The following is a 17,010-nucleotide window of genomic DNA, read 5'->3' as shown; positions in this document are numbered from 1 at the left end:
ATGTCGGAAGGAAGGCTGACCCTGCAGGACCGCCGCCGCATCGCCACCGGCCTCGCCGAAGGCCGCTCCTACGCCGAGATCGCCCGACGGCTGGATCGACCGACCTCGACGATCAGCCGTGAGGTCGCTCGAAACGGCGGTCCCGGCGACTATCGCCCCGAACGAGCACACCAGGCGACGGCGCGTCGGGCGCGACGCAGCGCACGGCCGCGCCCGCCCGAGGCAGAACCCCGGGACCGCAAGGTGTCGGAGGTGGAGGACGGGGCCGTCGAGATGGCCATAGGGATGGGCTTGCCGAAAATGGTTGCGCGCGTACTGATCGGCCTGTGGCTGAGCGAGGACGGCCGACTCACGGCGGCCGAGCTGTCACGCGGGCTGAAAGTCAGCCCCGCCTCGATCTCCACGGCGGTGGGCTACCTGATCGGGCAGGGCCTGATCAGGCGCGAACGCGATCCTCGTCGGCGGCGCGACATCTACGTCGTCGACGACGACGCCTGGTACCGCTCGACCGTGATCAGCTTGCAGCGCACCCTCGCCGCGGCCGAGAGCGCCAAGGCGGCGGCACAGACACTCGGCCTCGACACCCCCATGGGTGCCCGCCTGGCCAGGGGCGGTGCGTTCCTGGAGCGGATCTGCGTGGACGGCCTGGCGTCGGCCGACCGCTGGCGCGACCTCCCGGGTTGATCGGACCACAGGACTTCTACCCAGAATTCCTGCGTCGCAATCGGATCCGCCCTAGTCGGCCCAACCGCTGCTGGCGAGAATGTCTTCCACGGTTTCGACGCGGACCTCCGGATGGCGCTGGCGCACAATCTCACCGGCGAGGGTCGCGGGTCTGGCCTTGCGGGGGTTCGCGAGTGTTTGTTGTTCGAGGGTGCGGAAGAGGGCGGGGCTGCCGCCCAGGCGGGGGTAGCGGGCGGTTACTTCGTCGGCGTAGCCGGGTGGTAGGTCGGAGGGGCTGCCGCCGAGGTCGATTCCGATGCCGGTGACGGCGGCTTGGATTTCCGGTGGGCGACGGCGCTGGTAGACCGGGGAATCGATGAATCCCGAGGTGTGCGCGGCGATGGCGTCCCAGATGATGTCCACTCGGGCGTCGGTGACGCCGTTGTCTTCGAGGAAGCGGGCCGCGTAATCGGCGCCGTCGATCTCGAAGCGTTGATCGCCGTTGGCGACGTCGGTCATGCCGATGTCGTGCAATACGCAGATGAGGAACACGATTTCGTCGTCGCATGCCAGCCGCTGCTGTTCGGCGACGGCGCGGGCGTAAAAGTAGCTGCGCATGCTGTGATTGCGCACGTGCGGCTGGGCCACCTGGTCCAGCAGCTGGCTTGCCTTGACGGCGAGCGAGGTCAGCGGCGGCCCGGCCGGTTCCGCTCGCGACCGGGTGGGCGCAGTGGCGAGGAACATCCCGGTGACCGCTGCCCCGCCGCAGAGCGCGCGGCGACGTGGAATAGACACGATAACTCCTTGTCAGACAACATATTTCACTCGATGGCGGTGCGGAATCGCTGGCGGTAGTCGCTCGGGGTGACACCCATCGCCTTCTGGAATATCCGGCGCATGGATTCCTCGGAGCCGAATCCGCATCGGCGGGCAATGGTCGCCACGCCGTCACTGCCCGTGGTCAGTTGGGCTTTCGCGGCCTCGATCCGCACCCGCTCGAGGTACTGCCCCGGCGACATACCGAGTTCGCGACGAAATAGCCGGGTCAGATGACGCGGGCTGATGGCGGCCCGTTCGGCCATCGCCGAAAGCCGGTGGTCGGCAGACAAATCGGCGACCACGGAATCGAGCACGGTGCGCAATGCCTCGGTCCGTGGCGAATTGACGCTGGTGCGGACACTGAACTGCGATTGCCCGCCCGGTCGGTGCAGGAAGACGACCAGATACTTCGCGATTCTGGACGCGGTCTCGGCACCGTGGTCAGCCTCGACAAGCGACAGGGCCATATCGATGCCCGCGGTCACCCCGGCCGAGGACACCACGGGTCCGTCGCGCACGTACAGGGCGTCGGGATCGACGTCCACCGTGGGGAACCGGGCGGCGAGTTCGGTGCAGGCCGCCCAATGTGTGGTGGCCCGCCGCCCGTCCAGCAGTCCCGCCTCGGCCAGCACGAACGCACCGGTGCACACCGAGGCGAACCGGCGTACCTGCCGCATGTCCCGTATCGCGGCGACCATTTCGGCGGGGACACCGCCGGTCGGTGCGTAACCGGGCACGATCACTGTATCGATCGGCCCGGCGAAATCGCCCAGGGCACAATCGATCCCGATCTCGACCCCGATATCGGTGCGCACCGGCCGACCGGTCGGGGAGGCGAACCGGATCCGATGCCCGGCCCAGTGCAGTACCTGCACCGGTCCGGCGAGATCCAGCAGCACCACACCATCCGCCACCGCCACCACGATGTCCGCGGGCTTCGCAACCACCACATTTCGATCTTGCGTACCGGCCGCGGAGTCCACAAGGACAACCACCCCACAGATCCGGCCACTGGCTGAGAGGTTGCCGCGGCGCGAGCCCCACCGTGTGGCGAGGTCCGGATCCGTGGGCTTCTTGTCATTGCGGGCGCTGTTTCGAACCGAACAGACTGAGCGCATCGCGCCGGACCGCGACGGTCGGCCGTTCTCGAAGGAACAATCATGACCAAATTCGACACATCCACAGCGTTGGATGACGGTGATCTTCCTGCAGCGCAACCGATTTCGCCCGAAGAGGGCATGATCACCACGGCCCTGCGCCGCGCGGCGATCATCGAGACGCTGTCGCTGGTGGTGCTGCTGCTCAACCTGATCACCGTGCATTGGCCGATGGTCTCCACGCTGATCGGCCCCGTGCACGGCTGCGCCTACATCGTCGTCATCATGCTGGCCTTCCGGCTCCCGGAGACTCGGCCCGGTGTCAAAGCGCTCGCATTACTTCCCGTTGTCGGAGGACTGCTGGTGCTTCGCGGTTTGGCAGGCCGACGGTCCGACACCAACGAGTATCGGGCAGCCTGGAAGTTGGTGTGGTCGAGGGCATCGGCGGACGAGCGTGGTCAATACTAATTCCGCGAACGGCGTGCGAGGTCGTGGGCTTCGCGCTATTTTGGTCGCACGTCCAGGTGATCTTTGGTGGTCGCCCGGACGGATCATCCCAGTTGCTCGAAAACGACTGTTACGCAGCGTAATCGAGTTGGGAGAACCGGTGCGGGGGAGTAGGTGTGGATGCTTGGCCCGTGCGTTGTCTTCGACGTGACTCACACGAGAGCAGCTATTCATGCGACACACCATTCTGATCACCGCTTCCCTTGGCATCGCGCTGGCCGTCGGGGCCGGACCTGCTGCGGCCGAGCCGCTTTCGGTGGAGGCTCCGAGCGCGACTCCGACCGACGCCGCTGCGCCGGTGCTGGCACCGGGGGAGGCCTGCGTGCAGGGTTTCCTCAGCGGGTGGGCCAAATCGGCCGCCACGGGTTCGGTCACCGGATCCGCGACCGGCTTCCTTGGCGGATCCTCCGGCGGCCCGCAGGCTGGCTCGGCAGCGGGCCTGGCCAATGGCATCCTCACCGCGCTGGCCAGTGGTTCCGGCGGCGGGCTGGCCACCTGCGGTCTCGACGAGTTGAACAACGATGCGCCCGATGGATTCACGGGTTCTACCAGCGGCCCGGGGCGCGGCTACCTGACCGGCTCCGCCAGTGGGTTCGCGTCCGGCTCGAGCAATGGCCTGCCCAGCGCCCTGGGCGGCAGCGTGCTCTCCGGCCTGTTCGGCCTACTGACCAGCGGGTCGAGCCAAGGCTCGAGTCACTAGGAGGGAAACAGCTTTCGGCGCGATTCGAACCCGACCTTCGGGCTCGAATCGCCGCCCAGTAGGACTGCAACGACAGTGATTCGCGCGGTCACAGGCGGTCCAAGGTGAGGCGGGGGTCGTCGAGCAGGGGTTGGAATGCGAGGTCGGCGGCGCCGAGTAGCGCCGGTGCCGTGAGGGTGCCCTCCAGGACGAGGGCCGGATCGGCGTGGCTGAGAAACGATCGCGCGGTGAGACTTTCGGCGATGGTGTCGGCAGCGAGTTGGCGGTAGCGGGCCAGGCTGCCGCCGAGCACGATGCGATCGGGGTCGGTGAGGTTGGTGAGGCTGGCCAGGCCGTTGCCGAGTCGGGCGGCGACATGACGCACGGCGAGCATGGCGGCTTCCTCACCGCGAGTGGCCGCTTGGAGCAATAGGTCTGCGGAATGGGCGATTTCGTGGTCCGGCACCGTCGCGCGTCCGCTGGCGCGCAACAACCCACGATGATCGGCCTCGATCTCGAGGCACCCGGTGGACCCGCAGGGGCAGGGCGCTCCGGCGGGGTCGACGGTGATGTGGCCGGGTTCCATCGCATAGCCGTGCGCACCGTCGAAGAGTTGTCCATTGCTGATCAGCCCACCGCCCAGGCCGATATCGGCCGTGGTGAGGTAGAGCATCTGGGTGGCGTCGCGCCCCGCGCCGTGGTGATACTCCGCCAGTCCGGCGAGGTTGGCGTCATTGCCGATGGCCAGCGGCAACTCGGCCAGGCCGGGTACGCGGGCCATCCGTTCGGTCAGCATCTCGCGCAGCGGTAGCGCTCCCCACCCGAGATGCAAAGGCGCGAAAGCATATCCGTCGCGGCGTCGTACCGGCGAGGGGACGGAGACGCCGATGGCCAGCAGCCGCGGATGCGCCCTCGACTGTTCGGCGGCGAGCGAACAGATCCGATCGAGCAGGGTTTCCACCGCGATTCGCCGCTGCAGGGAGATCGTCGAACTCCGCAGGACGCGTCCGCCGAGCGCCACCGTCGCGACCGTGGCCGTATCCACATTGATCTGCACCGCGATCACCACCGGTGCCTCCGGCGCGATCGAGACGCGGTGGGACGGGCGACCGGTGTCCTGACCATTGCTCGGCCGCGCCGCCCGATCGACGGTGACCACACCGCGATCGGTCAACTCGGTGAGCAGGAAGCCCATCACGCTACGTCCACAGCCGAGCCGTTCGGTAAGTGTTGCGCGGCTTGCGGTTCCGCCGAGCAGGTGCAGCTGGGTGATCAGCGCGGCAAGCGAGTCTCGGCCAGTCTCTTGCCGTTTCGGTGCCATCCGCCTAGCATACTTTGTGCAGCTACTGCACAAACCTGGGAGGTCACGTGGACACCGCTCTCGGTCTCGCCAGTGGAGCATTGAGCACGGCCAGTTTGCTGCCCCAGGTCGTCCGCGCGATCCGTACGGGCAGAACGACCGATCTCTCATGGTGGTGGCTGGCACTTTTCGCCGCCGCGGTCGGCGGCTGGCTCGTATACGGCGTGCGCAGTGCCGATCTGGCCGTCGCGGTCACGAACGCGGCGATGATGGTCCTGATCTCCACGCTGATCGTGGTGAAGACACGACACACCCTCGCCGAACAACCGGGCTGAGGAATCCGAAATACACTGCGCGGCAAGGAAAGCCATCATGTCCGATGCATCCGCCTGGTGGCAGCATGCCATCGGGTACGAGGTATATCTACCGTCCGTCGCCGACGGCAACGGTGACGGGTGGGGCGACCTGCCCGGCTTGATCGATCATCTGGATTATCTGAGTTGGCTTGGCGTGGATCTGCTTTGGGTGAGTCCGTTCTTCGTCTCCCCGATCGCCGACCACGGCTACGACATAGCCGATTACCTGAACGTCGATCCGAGTTTCGGCACGCTGGCCGATGTCGACCGGCTGATCGGCGCGGCGCGTTCGCGCGGTATTCGGGTCATCGCCGACCTCGTCGTCAACCACACTTCCAGTCGGCATCCGTGGTTCACCGCGTCTCGCGCCGATCGGGACAACCCCTATCGCGACTATTACCTGTGGCGTCCGGGTAGGGGAGACGGGCCGCCGAACAACTGGGTCGCCACCTTCGGCGGGCGAGCCTGGACCCACGACCCTGCCACCGATGAGTGGTATCTGCAGCTGTTCACTCCCGATCAACCCGATCTCAACTGGTCCAATCCCAAGGTGGCCGACGAGGTCGACGCCATCATGCGGTTCTGGCTGGGCCGCGGTCTGGCGGGCTTCCGGGTCGACACCGCGCACTATCTCGCCAAACATCCTGAGCTGCCGGACAATCCACTGCTGCCCGCGCACGAGGTGCCCACCATGGGTGGCGCGGTGGCCGACTGGTATCGCTACGACCACCGGCACGATATCGGTCAGCCCCAGTTGCGGGATATCCACCGCCGCTGGCGGACCCTGGCCGACGACTACAACGCCTTCCTGGTCGGTGAGACGCATGTCCTGGATCCACACCGGCTCGCCGAACACTTGAACGATCAGAGCGGCCTGCATTCGATGTTCTATTTCGGTCTGGCCCAACAGGATCCGGGCCGAGCGGCCGAGCTGATCCGGACCGCGACGACCGCGAGCACACGCCTGTCGTGGCCGCAGAGCAGCCACGACTGGTCGCGGCCCGTCACCCGCTATGGCGGCGGTCGGGCCGCGCAGCGGCGGTCACTGGCCTTGACCGCCCTGACTCTCGGCCTGCCCGGTACGCCGTTTCTTTATCAGGGCGAAGAGTTGGGCCTCTCGGATGGTGTGGTTCCGATCGAGGCGGCCCGCGATCCGATGGTCCGCATTGGCGGCGCGCTGCACGCCTCCCGCGACCCGGTACGAACCCCGATGCCGTGGCGACCCGGACCCGGGCTCGGGTTCACCACCGCTGCCGCAGGCTGGCTGCCGGACGGGGAGCGCGCACCCAGCGATACCGTGTCCGTGCAACGGGCCGACCCGAATTCGCCCTTACACGCCTACCGTCGCCTGCTGCACCTGGCCAGGGAGCTGCGCCGGACCGTGCGAGGCGAACCGACATGGCTGGACACCGGCAACGAGGTTGTGGCCTACCGGCGAGACAACCTCTGCGTCGCCGCGAATCTCGGTGCCACCGACGCGCCGCTTCCCGCGACCGGCATGACGCCCCGCCTGTCCACCATCCGTATTTCGTTGCCGCACAACACTGTCACCCTGCTACCCGGCGAGGCGATGATCTGCACCCCCTGACCACGCGACCGGAACGTGGCTCGCGAAGACGGAAGACCGCCAATGTCCCAGGCCATCAGCCCATTTCGCATCGACATCCCACAACCCCAACTCGACGACCTACGTCGACGGCTGGCCGAAACCCGTTGGCCGGAGCGGGAACCGGTGCCGGACTGGTCCCAGGGCATTCCGCTGGACACCATGAGAGGGCTGTGCCGCTACTGGATGCAGGAATACGACTGGCGCGCCACCGAACGACGCCTCAACCAGATCCCGCAGTTCCACACCACCATCGACGGCCTGCCGATCCACTTCCTCCACGTGCGTTCGCCCCGGCCGGACGCCACGCCGGTGGTCCTCACCCACGGCTGGCCGGGCGCCTTCTTGGAGTTCGAGCAGGTCATCGCGCCGCTCACCGACCCACCGCATGACGAGTCGGCGTTCCACGTCGTCGTTCCCTCGCTACCCGGATACGCATTCAGCGGGAAGCCCGCCACCACCGGCTGGGGCATCGAGCGCATCGCCCGAGCCTGGTGCGAACTGATGACCCGCTTGGACTATCCGCGCTTCCTCGCTGCGGGAAGCGATTGGGGCACAAGCATTTCCACCAGCATCGCGCTCCAGCAACCGGAACGGTTGATCGGTTTGCACCTCGTACCCCCGCTCGTACCCCCTGATCACTCCGCGCCTTTCACCGATGCCGAACGAGCGTCCCTCGCCGACCTCGAAGAACGCACCAGCACCGGATCCGGCTACTCGGCCATCCACGGCACCCGGCCACAAACGGTGGGATACGGGCTGACCGACTCACCGGCCGGTCTCGCGGCATGGATCGCGGAGAAACTGTGCACCTGGACCGACGATCCCGGCCTGACCCGCGACCAGATACTCGACAACGTCACCCTCTACTGGCTCACCCGCACCGCGACGTCCTCGATCCGGTTGTACTGGGAGAGCATCGCCCAGGTCAGCCGATGGTTCACCGCGGCCGTCGACGACACGATAGACGTCCCGACCGGCTGCACCGTCTACCCCAAAGAAGTACCGCGTCCGTCACGCCGTTGGGCAGCCCGCCGCTTCACCAACATCGTGCATTGGAGCGAACCCACCCGCGGCGGCCATTTCGCCGCATGGGAACAACCCGACCTCTTCGTCGCAGACTTGCGAGCAACCGACCACGCGATCCGCAGCACCAACCCGCCATAGCGGATCATTTGTTCTGTAATGTCGAACTCATGATCCTCGAGCGGGCGTTCGACCTGCTCCAGGCCTTCGGCCCGGACAGGCGAGTGATGACGTTGAGCGAACTCGCGCGGGCGGTCGACCTGCCTACCTCCACGGTGCATCGCCTGGCTCGCAAGCTGGTGGCGCTCGGGGCGCTGGAACGTCACGGCAATGACTACCGGATCGGCCTGGCGGTCGGCACGCTGGCGTCGATGACACCCGCGAGCGCATGGTGCGACCAGGCGATGCCGTATCTGGCCGAGCTGCAGGGCCGTACGCGCCAGACCGTCCATATGGCCGTGCTCCGGGGCGGCGAGGTGGTGTATCTGGAGAAGCTGCGCGCCCATGGCACGCCCGCGACGCCGACGGTCACGGGCGGTCGAAATCCGGCCCACTGCACGGCCGTGGGCAAGGTGCTGCTGGCGGACCTGCCCGAACGATCACTAGCGCATCGACTCCAGCCGCCATTGCGGCCGCTGACCCGGCATTCGTACACCGAGCCGGGCCGCTTGCGGGCGGAGTTGCGGCGGATCCGCGGGTCCGGCTTCGCGGTCGATCGGGAGGAGGCCGCGGCCGGATTGTCCTGTGTGGCCGCGCCCATTCGCAGTGGGCTCGGGGTGGTCGCGGCGGTGTCGGTGGCGTTCCCGGCCGATACCGCGACCGGCGGCCACGCCGTACTGCGCCCCCTGCTCGAGGCCGCGGCCGGTATCGGGCAGGCCATCGGTCGCGACTGTGATCCGGAGTGGCTGGCCACGGACCGCTGAACCTTTCGCGCCGGGCCTGCGCGTGCTTTACAGGCCGCGGAGCGTCATGCTAGCTTCACGGAACAAACGTTCTGTCTAAGGGAACATGAGTTTTGGCTCATGCCCGCGTCTGATGGGTTCTCATGTCTGAGTCGAGTACCGGCACGGCCGTCGCACGGTCGATCGAAGTCCACGGAATCACCCTGCGATATCACGAATTCGGGAGCGGACGGCCGCTGATCTGGCTGCACGGCGGCGGGCCCGGCGCCTCCGGCATGACCAGCTACGGCCGCACCCTCGGTGCGTTCGAGGATCATCGCAACCTCGTCTTCGACCTGCCCGGATTCGGCGAGTCGGACAAGCCGCGCAGCACCGACCCCCTGATCGATTCCGGGGCAAGGCAGTTGGCGGCGGCGCTGCGGGCGCTGGGGTGCGAACGGGCGCGGCTGATCGGCAACTCCCTGGGCGGGGGCATCGCGGCCAAGATCGCCATCGACGAGCCGAACCTCGTCGACGCACTGGTGCTGCTCGGCTCGGCCGGTGTGGTGCCGCCCGGTGAACGCGCCCTGCCCGAGGGGCTCGCGCTGCTGTTGCGCGACCTGATCGAGGGGTCGACCCCCGCCGACGTGGAGCGGTTCGTCCGTGCCGCCGTCTACGACTCCGCCTGGGACAGAAGCGAACTCGTCGAACAGCGCTATCTCGCATCGCTCGAGCCCGGGGTGCGCGCCGCCGCCGGTGTGCCGCCGATCGTCGATCGGCTGGTGCGGCTGGGCGTGCCGATCGGCGCGCTGTTGTCGGCCGGTCCGGTGCAGCGGCTGGCCTTGCGGCTCTTGGTCGCTCGGCTCGGCGACCTGAGCGGCGAACTCGGCCGGGTGCGGGCGCGCACGCTGCTGCTGTGGGGGCGCGAGGATCGCTTCGTGCCGCTGGAATGGGGGCTCGCGCTGGAACGCGGGATCCCCGACGCAATGCTGACGGTGCGGCCGCACTGCGGGCATTGGCCGCATCTCGAGCACCCCGAATGGTTCACCGCGACCGTGCGCGAGTTCCTCGGTGATCAGGAGCGTGCCGCGTGACCCGACACGACGTGATCATTGTCGGAGCCGGTCCGGCCGGACTCGCGACGGCCGGGCGGCTGCGCCAGCTCGGGCTGTCCGACGTCCTGGTGCTCGAGCGGTCGGCGCAGCTGGCGGCCGCCTGGCGTGGACGCTATGACGGCTTCCGGCTCAACACCTCTCGATGGTTCTCGCACCTTCCGGGTCTGCGCATTCCCGGCCGACACGGCCTGTGGCCCACGCGCGACGCCATGGTCGAATACTTCGATTCCTATGCGGCGCACCATCGCCTCGAGGTGGCGTTCGATACCGAAGTGCGACAGGTGGATACCGACGGCGACGGCTGGCGGATCAGCACCGACAAAGGCGTGCTGCGGGCCGCGCAGGTCGTGATCGCCACCGGCAACTACCGCACACCGGACGTCCCGTCGTGGCCCGGGCTCGACGAATTCACCGGGGCGGTCGTGCATTCGCGCGATTACCGCAATGCCGAGCCCTTCCGGGGTATGGACGTGCTCGTGGTCGGTGCCGGATCCTCCGGCGCGGATATCGCCGTGCAACTGGCCCACGAGGGCGCGGCGCGGGTCCGGATCGCGATTCGAACGCCGCCGCACCTGTTCACCCGCCGGATCGGACCGCTGCCGGTCGACGTGTACAACATTGCGCTGCAGCGGTTTCCGCTCGCGGTGGTGGACGGGCTCGGCTGGCTGGCGCGCCGTCTGCTCTTCGGTGACCTCGAGGCCTACGGGCTGGGCAGACCGCCGCACGGGGTGTACACGCAGGTGCGGAGACTGGGCCGCATTCCCACGGTGTCGGACTCCTTCGTGGACACCGTGCGCGCGGGCGGTATCGAAATCGTCGGTGCGGTAGAGCGATTGACCGCTCGCGGTGTCGTGCTCGCCGACGGATCCGCGATCGAGGTGGACGCGATCGTCGTCGCCACCGGCTACCGTCGCGATCTCGAGCCGCTGGTCGGCCATCTCGGTGTCCTGGACGCGGAGGGCAGGCCGCGCGCGCAGGGCGGAGTCAACCCCGCGGGTGCGCCGGGTCTGTACTTCCCCGGATTCGGCGAGCCCTTCACCGGTCCGCTGCGCGAGTTGCGGTTGCGCTCACGGGATGTCGCCGATGCCATCATCCGCCGGTCGCGACGGCGAATCGGCGCGGGAACCGACGACTGACCCGACCGGGACGGACAGTTTGCTAGTTTGTTCTCATACACAGAACATCTGTTCGTCCAGTCCGGAGGGAATGGCCACGTGCCCGTGCACACCGACCGCACCGAGCTCATCCTCGACGCGACATTGCGCCTGATCGGTTCCGGCGGACCGCAGGCCGTCACCCACCGCAGTGTCGCGGCCGAGGCCGGAGTCTCCCTGGGCGCGATCACGCACCACTTCAAGACGCGCGACGTCCTGGTCGAACAGGCTCTCCGGCTGCTGGCCCAGCGTGAACAGCAGACCCTCGACCAGCTCACCCTCAGCCTGGCGACCTCGGGTTTCGATCAGGCCCAATGGGTCGCCACGGTTGCCCGCTACCTGGCCGACCGCACCCGAGCCGGTGCCCTCCAACTCCAGGCCACCTACGAACTGCTCCTCGAATGCGCCCGCCGCCCGGGCCTGCGCGACGTCATGTCCGACTGGACCGCCGCGCAATCACGCCTCGCCGTCGTGGCCCTCCGAGAAGCGGGCTCGGCGACCCCCGACGCCCACGCTCCGCTCCTCATCGCCGCGATCACCGGCCTGCTCCTCAAGCAACTCGCCTATCCCCGGCCCAAATTCGAAACCGCCATCTTGGCCCCCGCTCTCGACGAACTGCTGACCCGCCTCTCCCTCCCGACGCCCGATCGACCGAAGCGCCGCAAGACCAGCTGATCCGAACCGAATCCATCGGTTGCCCAAACCCGCGGGCATGTCGGTGCGGGTGAGCGGGGCGGGGCTGAGCGTGCGTTAGGATCGGCGTCAAACGATCTTGGTCGGCGGGGCGCAGTTCTCGCTGTGTCGCCGGGCCAGGCCTGCGTTCCGGTTCGTTCTCGGTATTCGGCATCAATCTCGTGAGGGCCAGCTTTGGCTGCTCTGGATGGGACGAATATGACAGCGGAGACGACAACACGAAAGAGCACGCCGTCCATCGAGCTCGGAGGCGAGGCGTGCGGTCGGGAGCGGGGCGTCGACCCGTTGATGGCGGTCTCGGTCGCGTTGGCCGAGGCGGCGGTGGAGGCCCGCCGGGCCTCGGCGACCATCTCGGCCGGACTGTCGAGCCTGTGCTCCTTCTCGTCGCTGACGGATCCGGTCGGCGCGGGGCGGGCGGTCCTCGGCGCGGCCAAATCGCTGACCATTGGCGGCCTGGGCTTTTCGCCGTGTGGAGGGCTGGTCGGTGAGGGGCTGCGGGCGATCGGCGTGCTGGGGCGGCGGCGGCCGTTGAGTACCGGGCTGGCCGTGGAATCGTTCCGGACGCGCCTGCAGGCCGCGGCCGCGGACAACCCGAATCTGGCGGTCTCGGACGTCCAGAATCTGATCGCCGCGCTGGTGGCGGCGAACCCGTTCCAGGTCGCGGCCAGTCTGCGGTCGATGATCGGAAACCTGGGCCTGACCCGGACATTGACCGTGCTGGCGCCGGTGACGATCGAACTGTGCGCGCTGGGCGGTCTGGTCGACGCCAACCCGTGGAACGACGATGTCGCCTGGGTGGTGCTCATGGGCGGGACGCCGCGGGCGGATCCGATGGCCGGAATTCCGGTGCAGGCGCTGGCCCGCTTCAGCCGCGGTCGGGGCCGGGCGCACCGCGTGGAGCCCGATCGGATCCTGCGGGCGACCATGCGTCGCAACCAGGCCAACGATATCGTCGACTACGTCAACATCATTGCCGCCATGGGCAATCACGGGTTGGTGCTGCTGCGGCGAATCCGCTGCCGCGACAAGAAGGTTCGCCATGTGGTGCTGCTGCCCGGCACCTCGTTTGCCCGGCTGTCCAATGCGACACCGCAGGATGTGGTCAGCTGCTTCGACAACCTGGTCCACATCGACACCACCTATACCCGCGCGGTGCGCAAGCTGCTGGCCGATGCCGAGGTACCGGAGGGGTCGGAGGTGATGCTGGTCGGCCACAGTCTGGGCGGGATCACCGCCATCAATCTGGCCTGCGATCCGGTCACGGCCGCCATGTACCGGCTGACGCATGTGGTCACGGTCGGTTCCCCGATCGACAACAAGCGGCCCGCCGATCCGGCGACCAAGGTGATCAGCCTGGTCAACGAGTGCGACGTGATCCCGTGCCTGGATGGCCGGGGACCGGCCTGCCCGGTCGGTGTTCCGGCCAGTTGGACCGAATTCACCTGGCGCGAGGAGACTTACGATTTCCCGCTCAGCCACGCGCCGCAGACGTATGCGGCGACCCTGCTCAGCATCGTTCCCGATATCCGCGAGCGGACCAACACCCTGATCGCCGCGTACGACGGCGATGTCATCGCCGACCGGCCGTACGCGGTGCGCGACAACTAGGCGCGGCCCCCCGTTACCGATGTGCAGATCGGAGGAGTAGACAGCGATGCAGAACCCCTTGGGGGACAACGGTTCCCGGCGACTGCACGTCGTCGACTCCGAGCGGGACGAGTCGCCCCGTCCGGTCGTCCCGCCGCTCGCCTCGCCGCCCGAGATCGCGGCATTCCACGGCTTGATCATGGGTCCCCGGCTGCCCCGGCCGCCGCTGGTGGGCGCACTCGCCCCGAGCGCTCCGCAGCTGGCCCGGGCCTGGCTGCACCGTGTCGAGGCCGCGCACGGCGGCAAGCCGATCCGGCTGCCCACGCTCGACGGAACGGTGGTGCTGCCGTGCACGGTCGACACCGCCGAGGAATTGTCGACGGCGGTGCTCGACGCCTCGCCACGGAGCCTGAAGATCGCCGTCGGGGACGACGGAAGCAGGCGATACCTGCAAGCCTGCCCGCCGTACGACATCGGGTGGACCGCAGCCCGCGAAACCGTCCGCGCCGTGGCGGCGGCCGAGGTCGACCGGCTGCTGCGCCGTCGGCATTTCGACGACCGGATTCCCTTCCAGCACGGCGTCGCGGCCTGGGAAAGGCTTTGTCGCAGAATCGTTCTGGGTGACCGCGCGGGGCTGGACACGCTGCTGCACCGCGAGATACGTGCGCGCATTCAGGCGCCGCTGACCGCGCTCGAGCGCGCCGAACAGAGCCTGACCGCCCGAATCGCGCCGTATCTGCAAGACCCGGAACCGGACACGATCGCGGCGATCGCGTGTACCGAACTGGGTACGGCCGCGGCCTGCGAGGTGGTGGCGCATCTGCTGCTGAACCTGTCCGGGACGCTGGAGCGCGGCGGCCGGGCACTGGCCCTGTGGGCCATGACCCACGCTGCACCGCGGGCGGTGGTGTCCGAATCGCGGCGGCTCTGGCCGGGATGGTCGCACCTGGTCTATGTCGCCGCGGCCCCTTTCCGTTGGCGCGGTTACGAATTCGGCTTCGGTGAAACGATTCAGGTTCCCGTCGCGTGGTTGCTGCGCGATGGGCGGGTCTTCGCCGCACCGGACGGATTCAGCATCGATCCCGGTCTCCGTCGTCGCGCGGACGCCTTCGCTGCGGCACGCGTATGTGGCGGCACCGCACGGTGTTTCGTCGATGACCTGGTCTCGGAGGCGCTCTCCGCCTTCCTCACCGCGATCACCGACCACACCGTGCCCACCCTCATCGCGCCGCGCGGACTCGCGGCCAGCCGCCTCCCGGCGCGGCTGCCCGTGGACCGAATCCGGTTGCGGTTCATCGCCCGGGGCGATCTGCCGCGGGATGTCGACGTGTTGGCGTTCGAGACCGGTTCGGTCGGGGATCTGGTGTTCAAGGGCGACACTCCCCAGCGGTACGGCGATCTGGCCGCGGCCTCGGCGGCCCGCCTGCGCGCGCACGCCCAGCGGCTGCGCGACTGCGCGGACGGGGCCGACCTGGCCGCCGACCGGTTCTACGACGTCCGGGTGGTGCTGTTCGAGCAGGCCGAACGCTGCCAGCGCGCGGCCGAGGATGTCGAACAGGCGGCGGCGGGATTGCGCGCGGTGGCGTCGCAAGGCATCGAATGACGCTCTCCGCTTCCCGGGGCTCCGGGAATGGCTCGGAGGCGAAAAGCCCTGTGCCCCTTGTGGTCGACGAGGGGAGAGGGCACCGCTCGGTGCTGGTCGTCGGCACCGGCGAAATCGCCGACGCGGTCGCGCGCCGACTCGCCTCCCGCGGCGACCTGCGCCGCTTGGTTCGCGCCGACCACGCCGAGAACGGCACCGCGGCGGCGGTGAGCTGGCGCGAGCCGCGCGAGCTCACCATGGGTGTCCGATACATGGCACACACCCGTGAGGTCCGCGTCCCGTCCTGGTCGGCACTGCTGGCCGCGGCCGAGACCGGGACGGTGGTGCTGATCGCCGCGGGATCCGGTGTGGCGGGGGTACTGGGGGCGATGCGGCTGCTGTCGGCCTGCCGCCAGTGCGCCACCGTCCGCCGCATTGTCGTGGTCTCCGATGCGCGGGTGTACGCCTGCGGGCCGTCCTCGCCGTCGTGTGTCGGTGAGGAGGCGCCCACGGCGACGAGTTCGAAAGCGGTGCGGGATCTGGCCGAAATCGAACGCCTGGCCCGGGGCGTCGAACAATCCGGGATCGAGGTCATCGTGCTGCGACTCGCGCCGGTGGTGGGTCCGGGGACGGATTCACCGCTGGCACGGCTGCTGGCCGCCGAAATCCCGCTCAAGCCAACGGGATACGACGCGCGCCTGCAACTGCTGCACATCGACGACGCGACGGCGGCGATCGAGTCCGCCCTCACCGCGACCGTCGGCGGCACCTTCAATATCGCCGGGTCGGGCGTGACCACCCTCGGGCAGATCGCCCGGCAGCGCGGTCAGCGACCCGCCGCGGTACCGCATCCGCTGCTGGCGCGGGCCGCGCGCGCGATGGGCGTCGCCGGGTTGAGCGGCGAGGACATCGCCCTGCTGCGATTCGGTCGTTGCCTCGACACCCGGAGGGCGGCAACGGTATTGGGGTTCACCGCCGCCTATACGACGGCGGCGGCAGTCGCCGACCATCTCGGGTCTCGCGGCCGCGAATCGTCATGGATGGGCCTGCCGCGCCCGGGGGAGGTGGCCCGCACGATCGGCCGGATCGCCGACACCGCGACGGCACTGACCGGCCTGCCGCGCCCGGGCGAGATCGACGAATACGGATTCGATCCCGAATTCCTGAGCTGGTGCGGAAAGCGTGTGCTCGAGCCGTTGTTCGAGGGCTACCTGGGACTCGATGCGGTCGGGCTCGACAATGTCCCCGATACCGGCCGCGCCATGATCGTGGCGAACCACTCGGGCACCATTCCCCTCGACATGATCGGGCTCGGCTACGCGCTCGGCTTCGTCCACCCGGCGCGGCGGGCCGCGCGGGTGCTCGGCGGCGATCTCGTGGGCGCGTTCCCCTACATCGGCGACGTGATGCACCGATTGGGTTGCGTACCAGCCTGTCACGATGACGCGGCGCGGCTGCTGGCCGCCGAGGAACTCGTCGTGGTGTGCCCGGAGGGCTACAAGGGACTCGGGAAGCCGTATTCGCAGCGATACCGGCTGCAACGCTTCGGCCGCGGCGGATTCGTCAGGGCCGCACTGCTTTCCGGGGCACCGCTGATCCCGGCCGCGGTGTTCGGCGCCGAGGAGTTCTACCCGATGCTCTCGCAGGCCCGTCCGCTGGCGAAGCTGCTCGGGGTGCCGTACTTCCCGATCACACCGACATTCCCGTGGCTGGGCCCGCTGGGCTTGATCCCGCGCCGCTCTCGGCTGTCCATCGAATTCGGGCCGCCCATCCCCACCGCACACCTCGGCCCCGACGCCGTCGACGACGCCGAAACCGTCCTCGACCTGTGCGATCAGGTCCGGGCCTGGATCCAGGACCGCCTCGATGCCCGCCGCGGCGAAACCGGTGCGTAGCCAAACCGTCTGGAACTCCTGACAGTCGACTCATCGGGGGAGGACTGTTG

At 68.5% G+C, this 17,010-nt stretch carries 16 protein-coding genes; 13 read left to right on the top strand and 3 right to left on the bottom strand.

The genetic code is table 11. The annotated features are described in order from the left end of the window. Positions 1–684 carry a helix-turn-helix domain-containing protein gene (locus tag VMT40_RS25160; protein ID WP_326361222.1) on the top strand — a complete coding sequence of 228 codons (684 nt, stop codon included), beginning with the start codon at positions 1–3 and terminating at the stop codon, positions 682–684. A gap of 51 nt (positions 685–735) precedes the next feature. On the opposite strand, the gene VMT40_RS25155 is transcribed toward VMT40_RS25160, so the two are convergent. Both VMT40_RS25155 and VMT40_RS25150 read right to left on the bottom strand, forming a co-directional pair. After that, entirely contained in the window at positions 736–1,458 is a 723-nt protein-coding gene (locus VMT40_RS25155; protein WP_326361221.1) for an HD domain-containing protein, read from the bottom strand. Positions 1,459–1,484: 26 nt separating this feature from the next. Then, complete coding sequence (locus VMT40_RS25150; RefSeq protein WP_442790057.1) at positions 1,485–2,429, bottom strand: GlxA family transcriptional regulator; 945 nt, start codon at positions 2,427–2,429, stop codon at positions 1,485–1,487. A gap of 213 nt (positions 2,430–2,642) precedes the next feature. On the opposite strand from VMT40_RS25150, the gene VMT40_RS25145 reads away from it, so the two are divergent. After that, positions 2,643–3,047 carry a hypothetical protein gene (locus VMT40_RS25145; protein WP_326361219.1) on the top strand — a complete coding sequence of 135 codons (405 nt, stop codon included), beginning with the start codon at positions 2,643–2,645 and terminating at the stop codon, positions 3,045–3,047. Between the two features lie 211 nt (positions 3,048–3,258). Further along, positions 3,259–3,786, top strand: a complete 528-nt coding sequence (locus VMT40_RS25140; protein ID WP_326361218.1) for a hypothetical protein — start codon at positions 3,259–3,261, stop codon at positions 3,784–3,786. Between the two features lie 88 nt (positions 3,787–3,874). Here the strand turns inward: VMT40_RS25140 and VMT40_RS25135 are convergent, their stop codons facing one another. Next, positions 3,875–5,086, bottom strand: a complete 1,212-nt coding sequence (locus tag VMT40_RS25135) for an ROK family protein (protein ID WP_326361217.1) — start codon at positions 5,084–5,086, stop codon at positions 3,875–3,877. A 47-nt stretch (positions 5,087–5,133) separates the two neighbouring features. Between VMT40_RS25135 and VMT40_RS25130 the strand changes: the two genes are divergently transcribed. From VMT40_RS25130 to VMT40_RS25085, 10 genes are all read left to right on the top strand, one after another. Continuing rightward, positions 5,134–5,400, top strand: a complete 267-nt coding sequence (locus tag VMT40_RS25130) for a SemiSWEET family sugar transporter (protein WP_326361216.1) — start codon at positions 5,134–5,136, stop codon at positions 5,398–5,400. Positions 5,401–5,437: 37 nt separating this feature from the next. Next, the gene (locus VMT40_RS25125; RefSeq protein WP_326361214.1) at positions 5,438–7,009 is read left to right on the top strand and encodes an alpha-amylase family glycosyl hydrolase; all 1,572 of its coding nucleotides are present in this window, start codon (positions 5,438–5,440) and stop codon (positions 7,007–7,009) included. Between the two features lie 54 nt (positions 7,010–7,063). After that, positions 7,064–8,194 (top strand): epoxide hydrolase family protein, encoded by a 1,131-nt coding sequence (locus VMT40_RS25120; protein WP_326361747.1) that lies wholly within the window; start codon positions 7,064–7,066, stop codon positions 8,192–8,194. 29 nt (positions 8,195–8,223) lie between these two features. Next, positions 8,224–8,976 carry an IclR family transcriptional regulator gene (locus tag VMT40_RS25115; RefSeq protein WP_326361213.1) on the top strand — a complete coding sequence of 251 codons (753 nt, stop codon included), beginning with the start codon at positions 8,224–8,226 and terminating at the stop codon, positions 8,974–8,976. Between the two features lie 122 nt (positions 8,977–9,098). Beyond that, positions 9,099–10,028, top strand: coding sequence for an alpha/beta fold hydrolase (locus VMT40_RS25110; protein ID WP_326361212.1), 930 nt, complete (start codon positions 9,099–9,101; stop codon positions 10,026–10,028). Then, the gene (locus VMT40_RS25105) at positions 10,025–11,185 is read left to right on the top strand and encodes a flavin-containing monooxygenase (RefSeq protein WP_326361211.1); all 1,161 of its coding nucleotides are present in this window, start codon (positions 10,025–10,027) and stop codon (positions 11,183–11,185) included. Before VMT40_RS25110 ends, VMT40_RS25105 begins: the two co-directional genes overlap by 4 nt. Before the next feature lie 78 nt (positions 11,186–11,263). After that, on the top strand, positions 11,264–11,878 hold the full coding sequence (locus VMT40_RS25100; protein WP_326361210.1) for a TetR/AcrR family transcriptional regulator: 615 nt from the start codon (positions 11,264–11,266) through the stop codon (positions 11,876–11,878). Between the two features lie 216 nt (positions 11,879–12,094). Next, the gene (locus VMT40_RS25095; RefSeq protein WP_326361209.1) at positions 12,095–13,504 is read left to right on the top strand and encodes a lipase family protein; all 1,410 of its coding nucleotides are present in this window, start codon (positions 12,095–12,097) and stop codon (positions 13,502–13,504) included. A gap of 46 nt (positions 13,505–13,550) precedes the next feature. Continuing rightward, positions 13,551–15,086, top strand: coding sequence for a hypothetical protein (locus tag VMT40_RS25090; protein WP_326361208.1), 1,536 nt, complete (start codon positions 13,551–13,553; stop codon positions 15,084–15,086). 50 nt (positions 15,087–15,136) lie between these two features. Next, positions 15,137–16,960, top strand: coding sequence for a 1-acyl-sn-glycerol-3-phosphate acyltransferase (locus VMT40_RS25085; protein WP_326361207.1), 1,824 nt, complete (start codon positions 15,137–15,139; stop codon positions 16,958–16,960). The last annotated feature ends 50 nt before the right edge of the window (positions 16,961–17,010 follow it).

The sequence above is a fragment of the Nocardia sp. CDC160 genome (genome assembly GCF_035818795.1).
In the GTDB taxonomy this organism is placed as follows: domain Bacteria; phylum Actinomycetota; class Actinomycetes; order Mycobacteriales; family Mycobacteriaceae; genus Nocardia.
The sequence above is the reverse complement of the archived record's forward strand: the minus strand, read 5'-3'. Positions and strand labels throughout refer to the sequence as shown.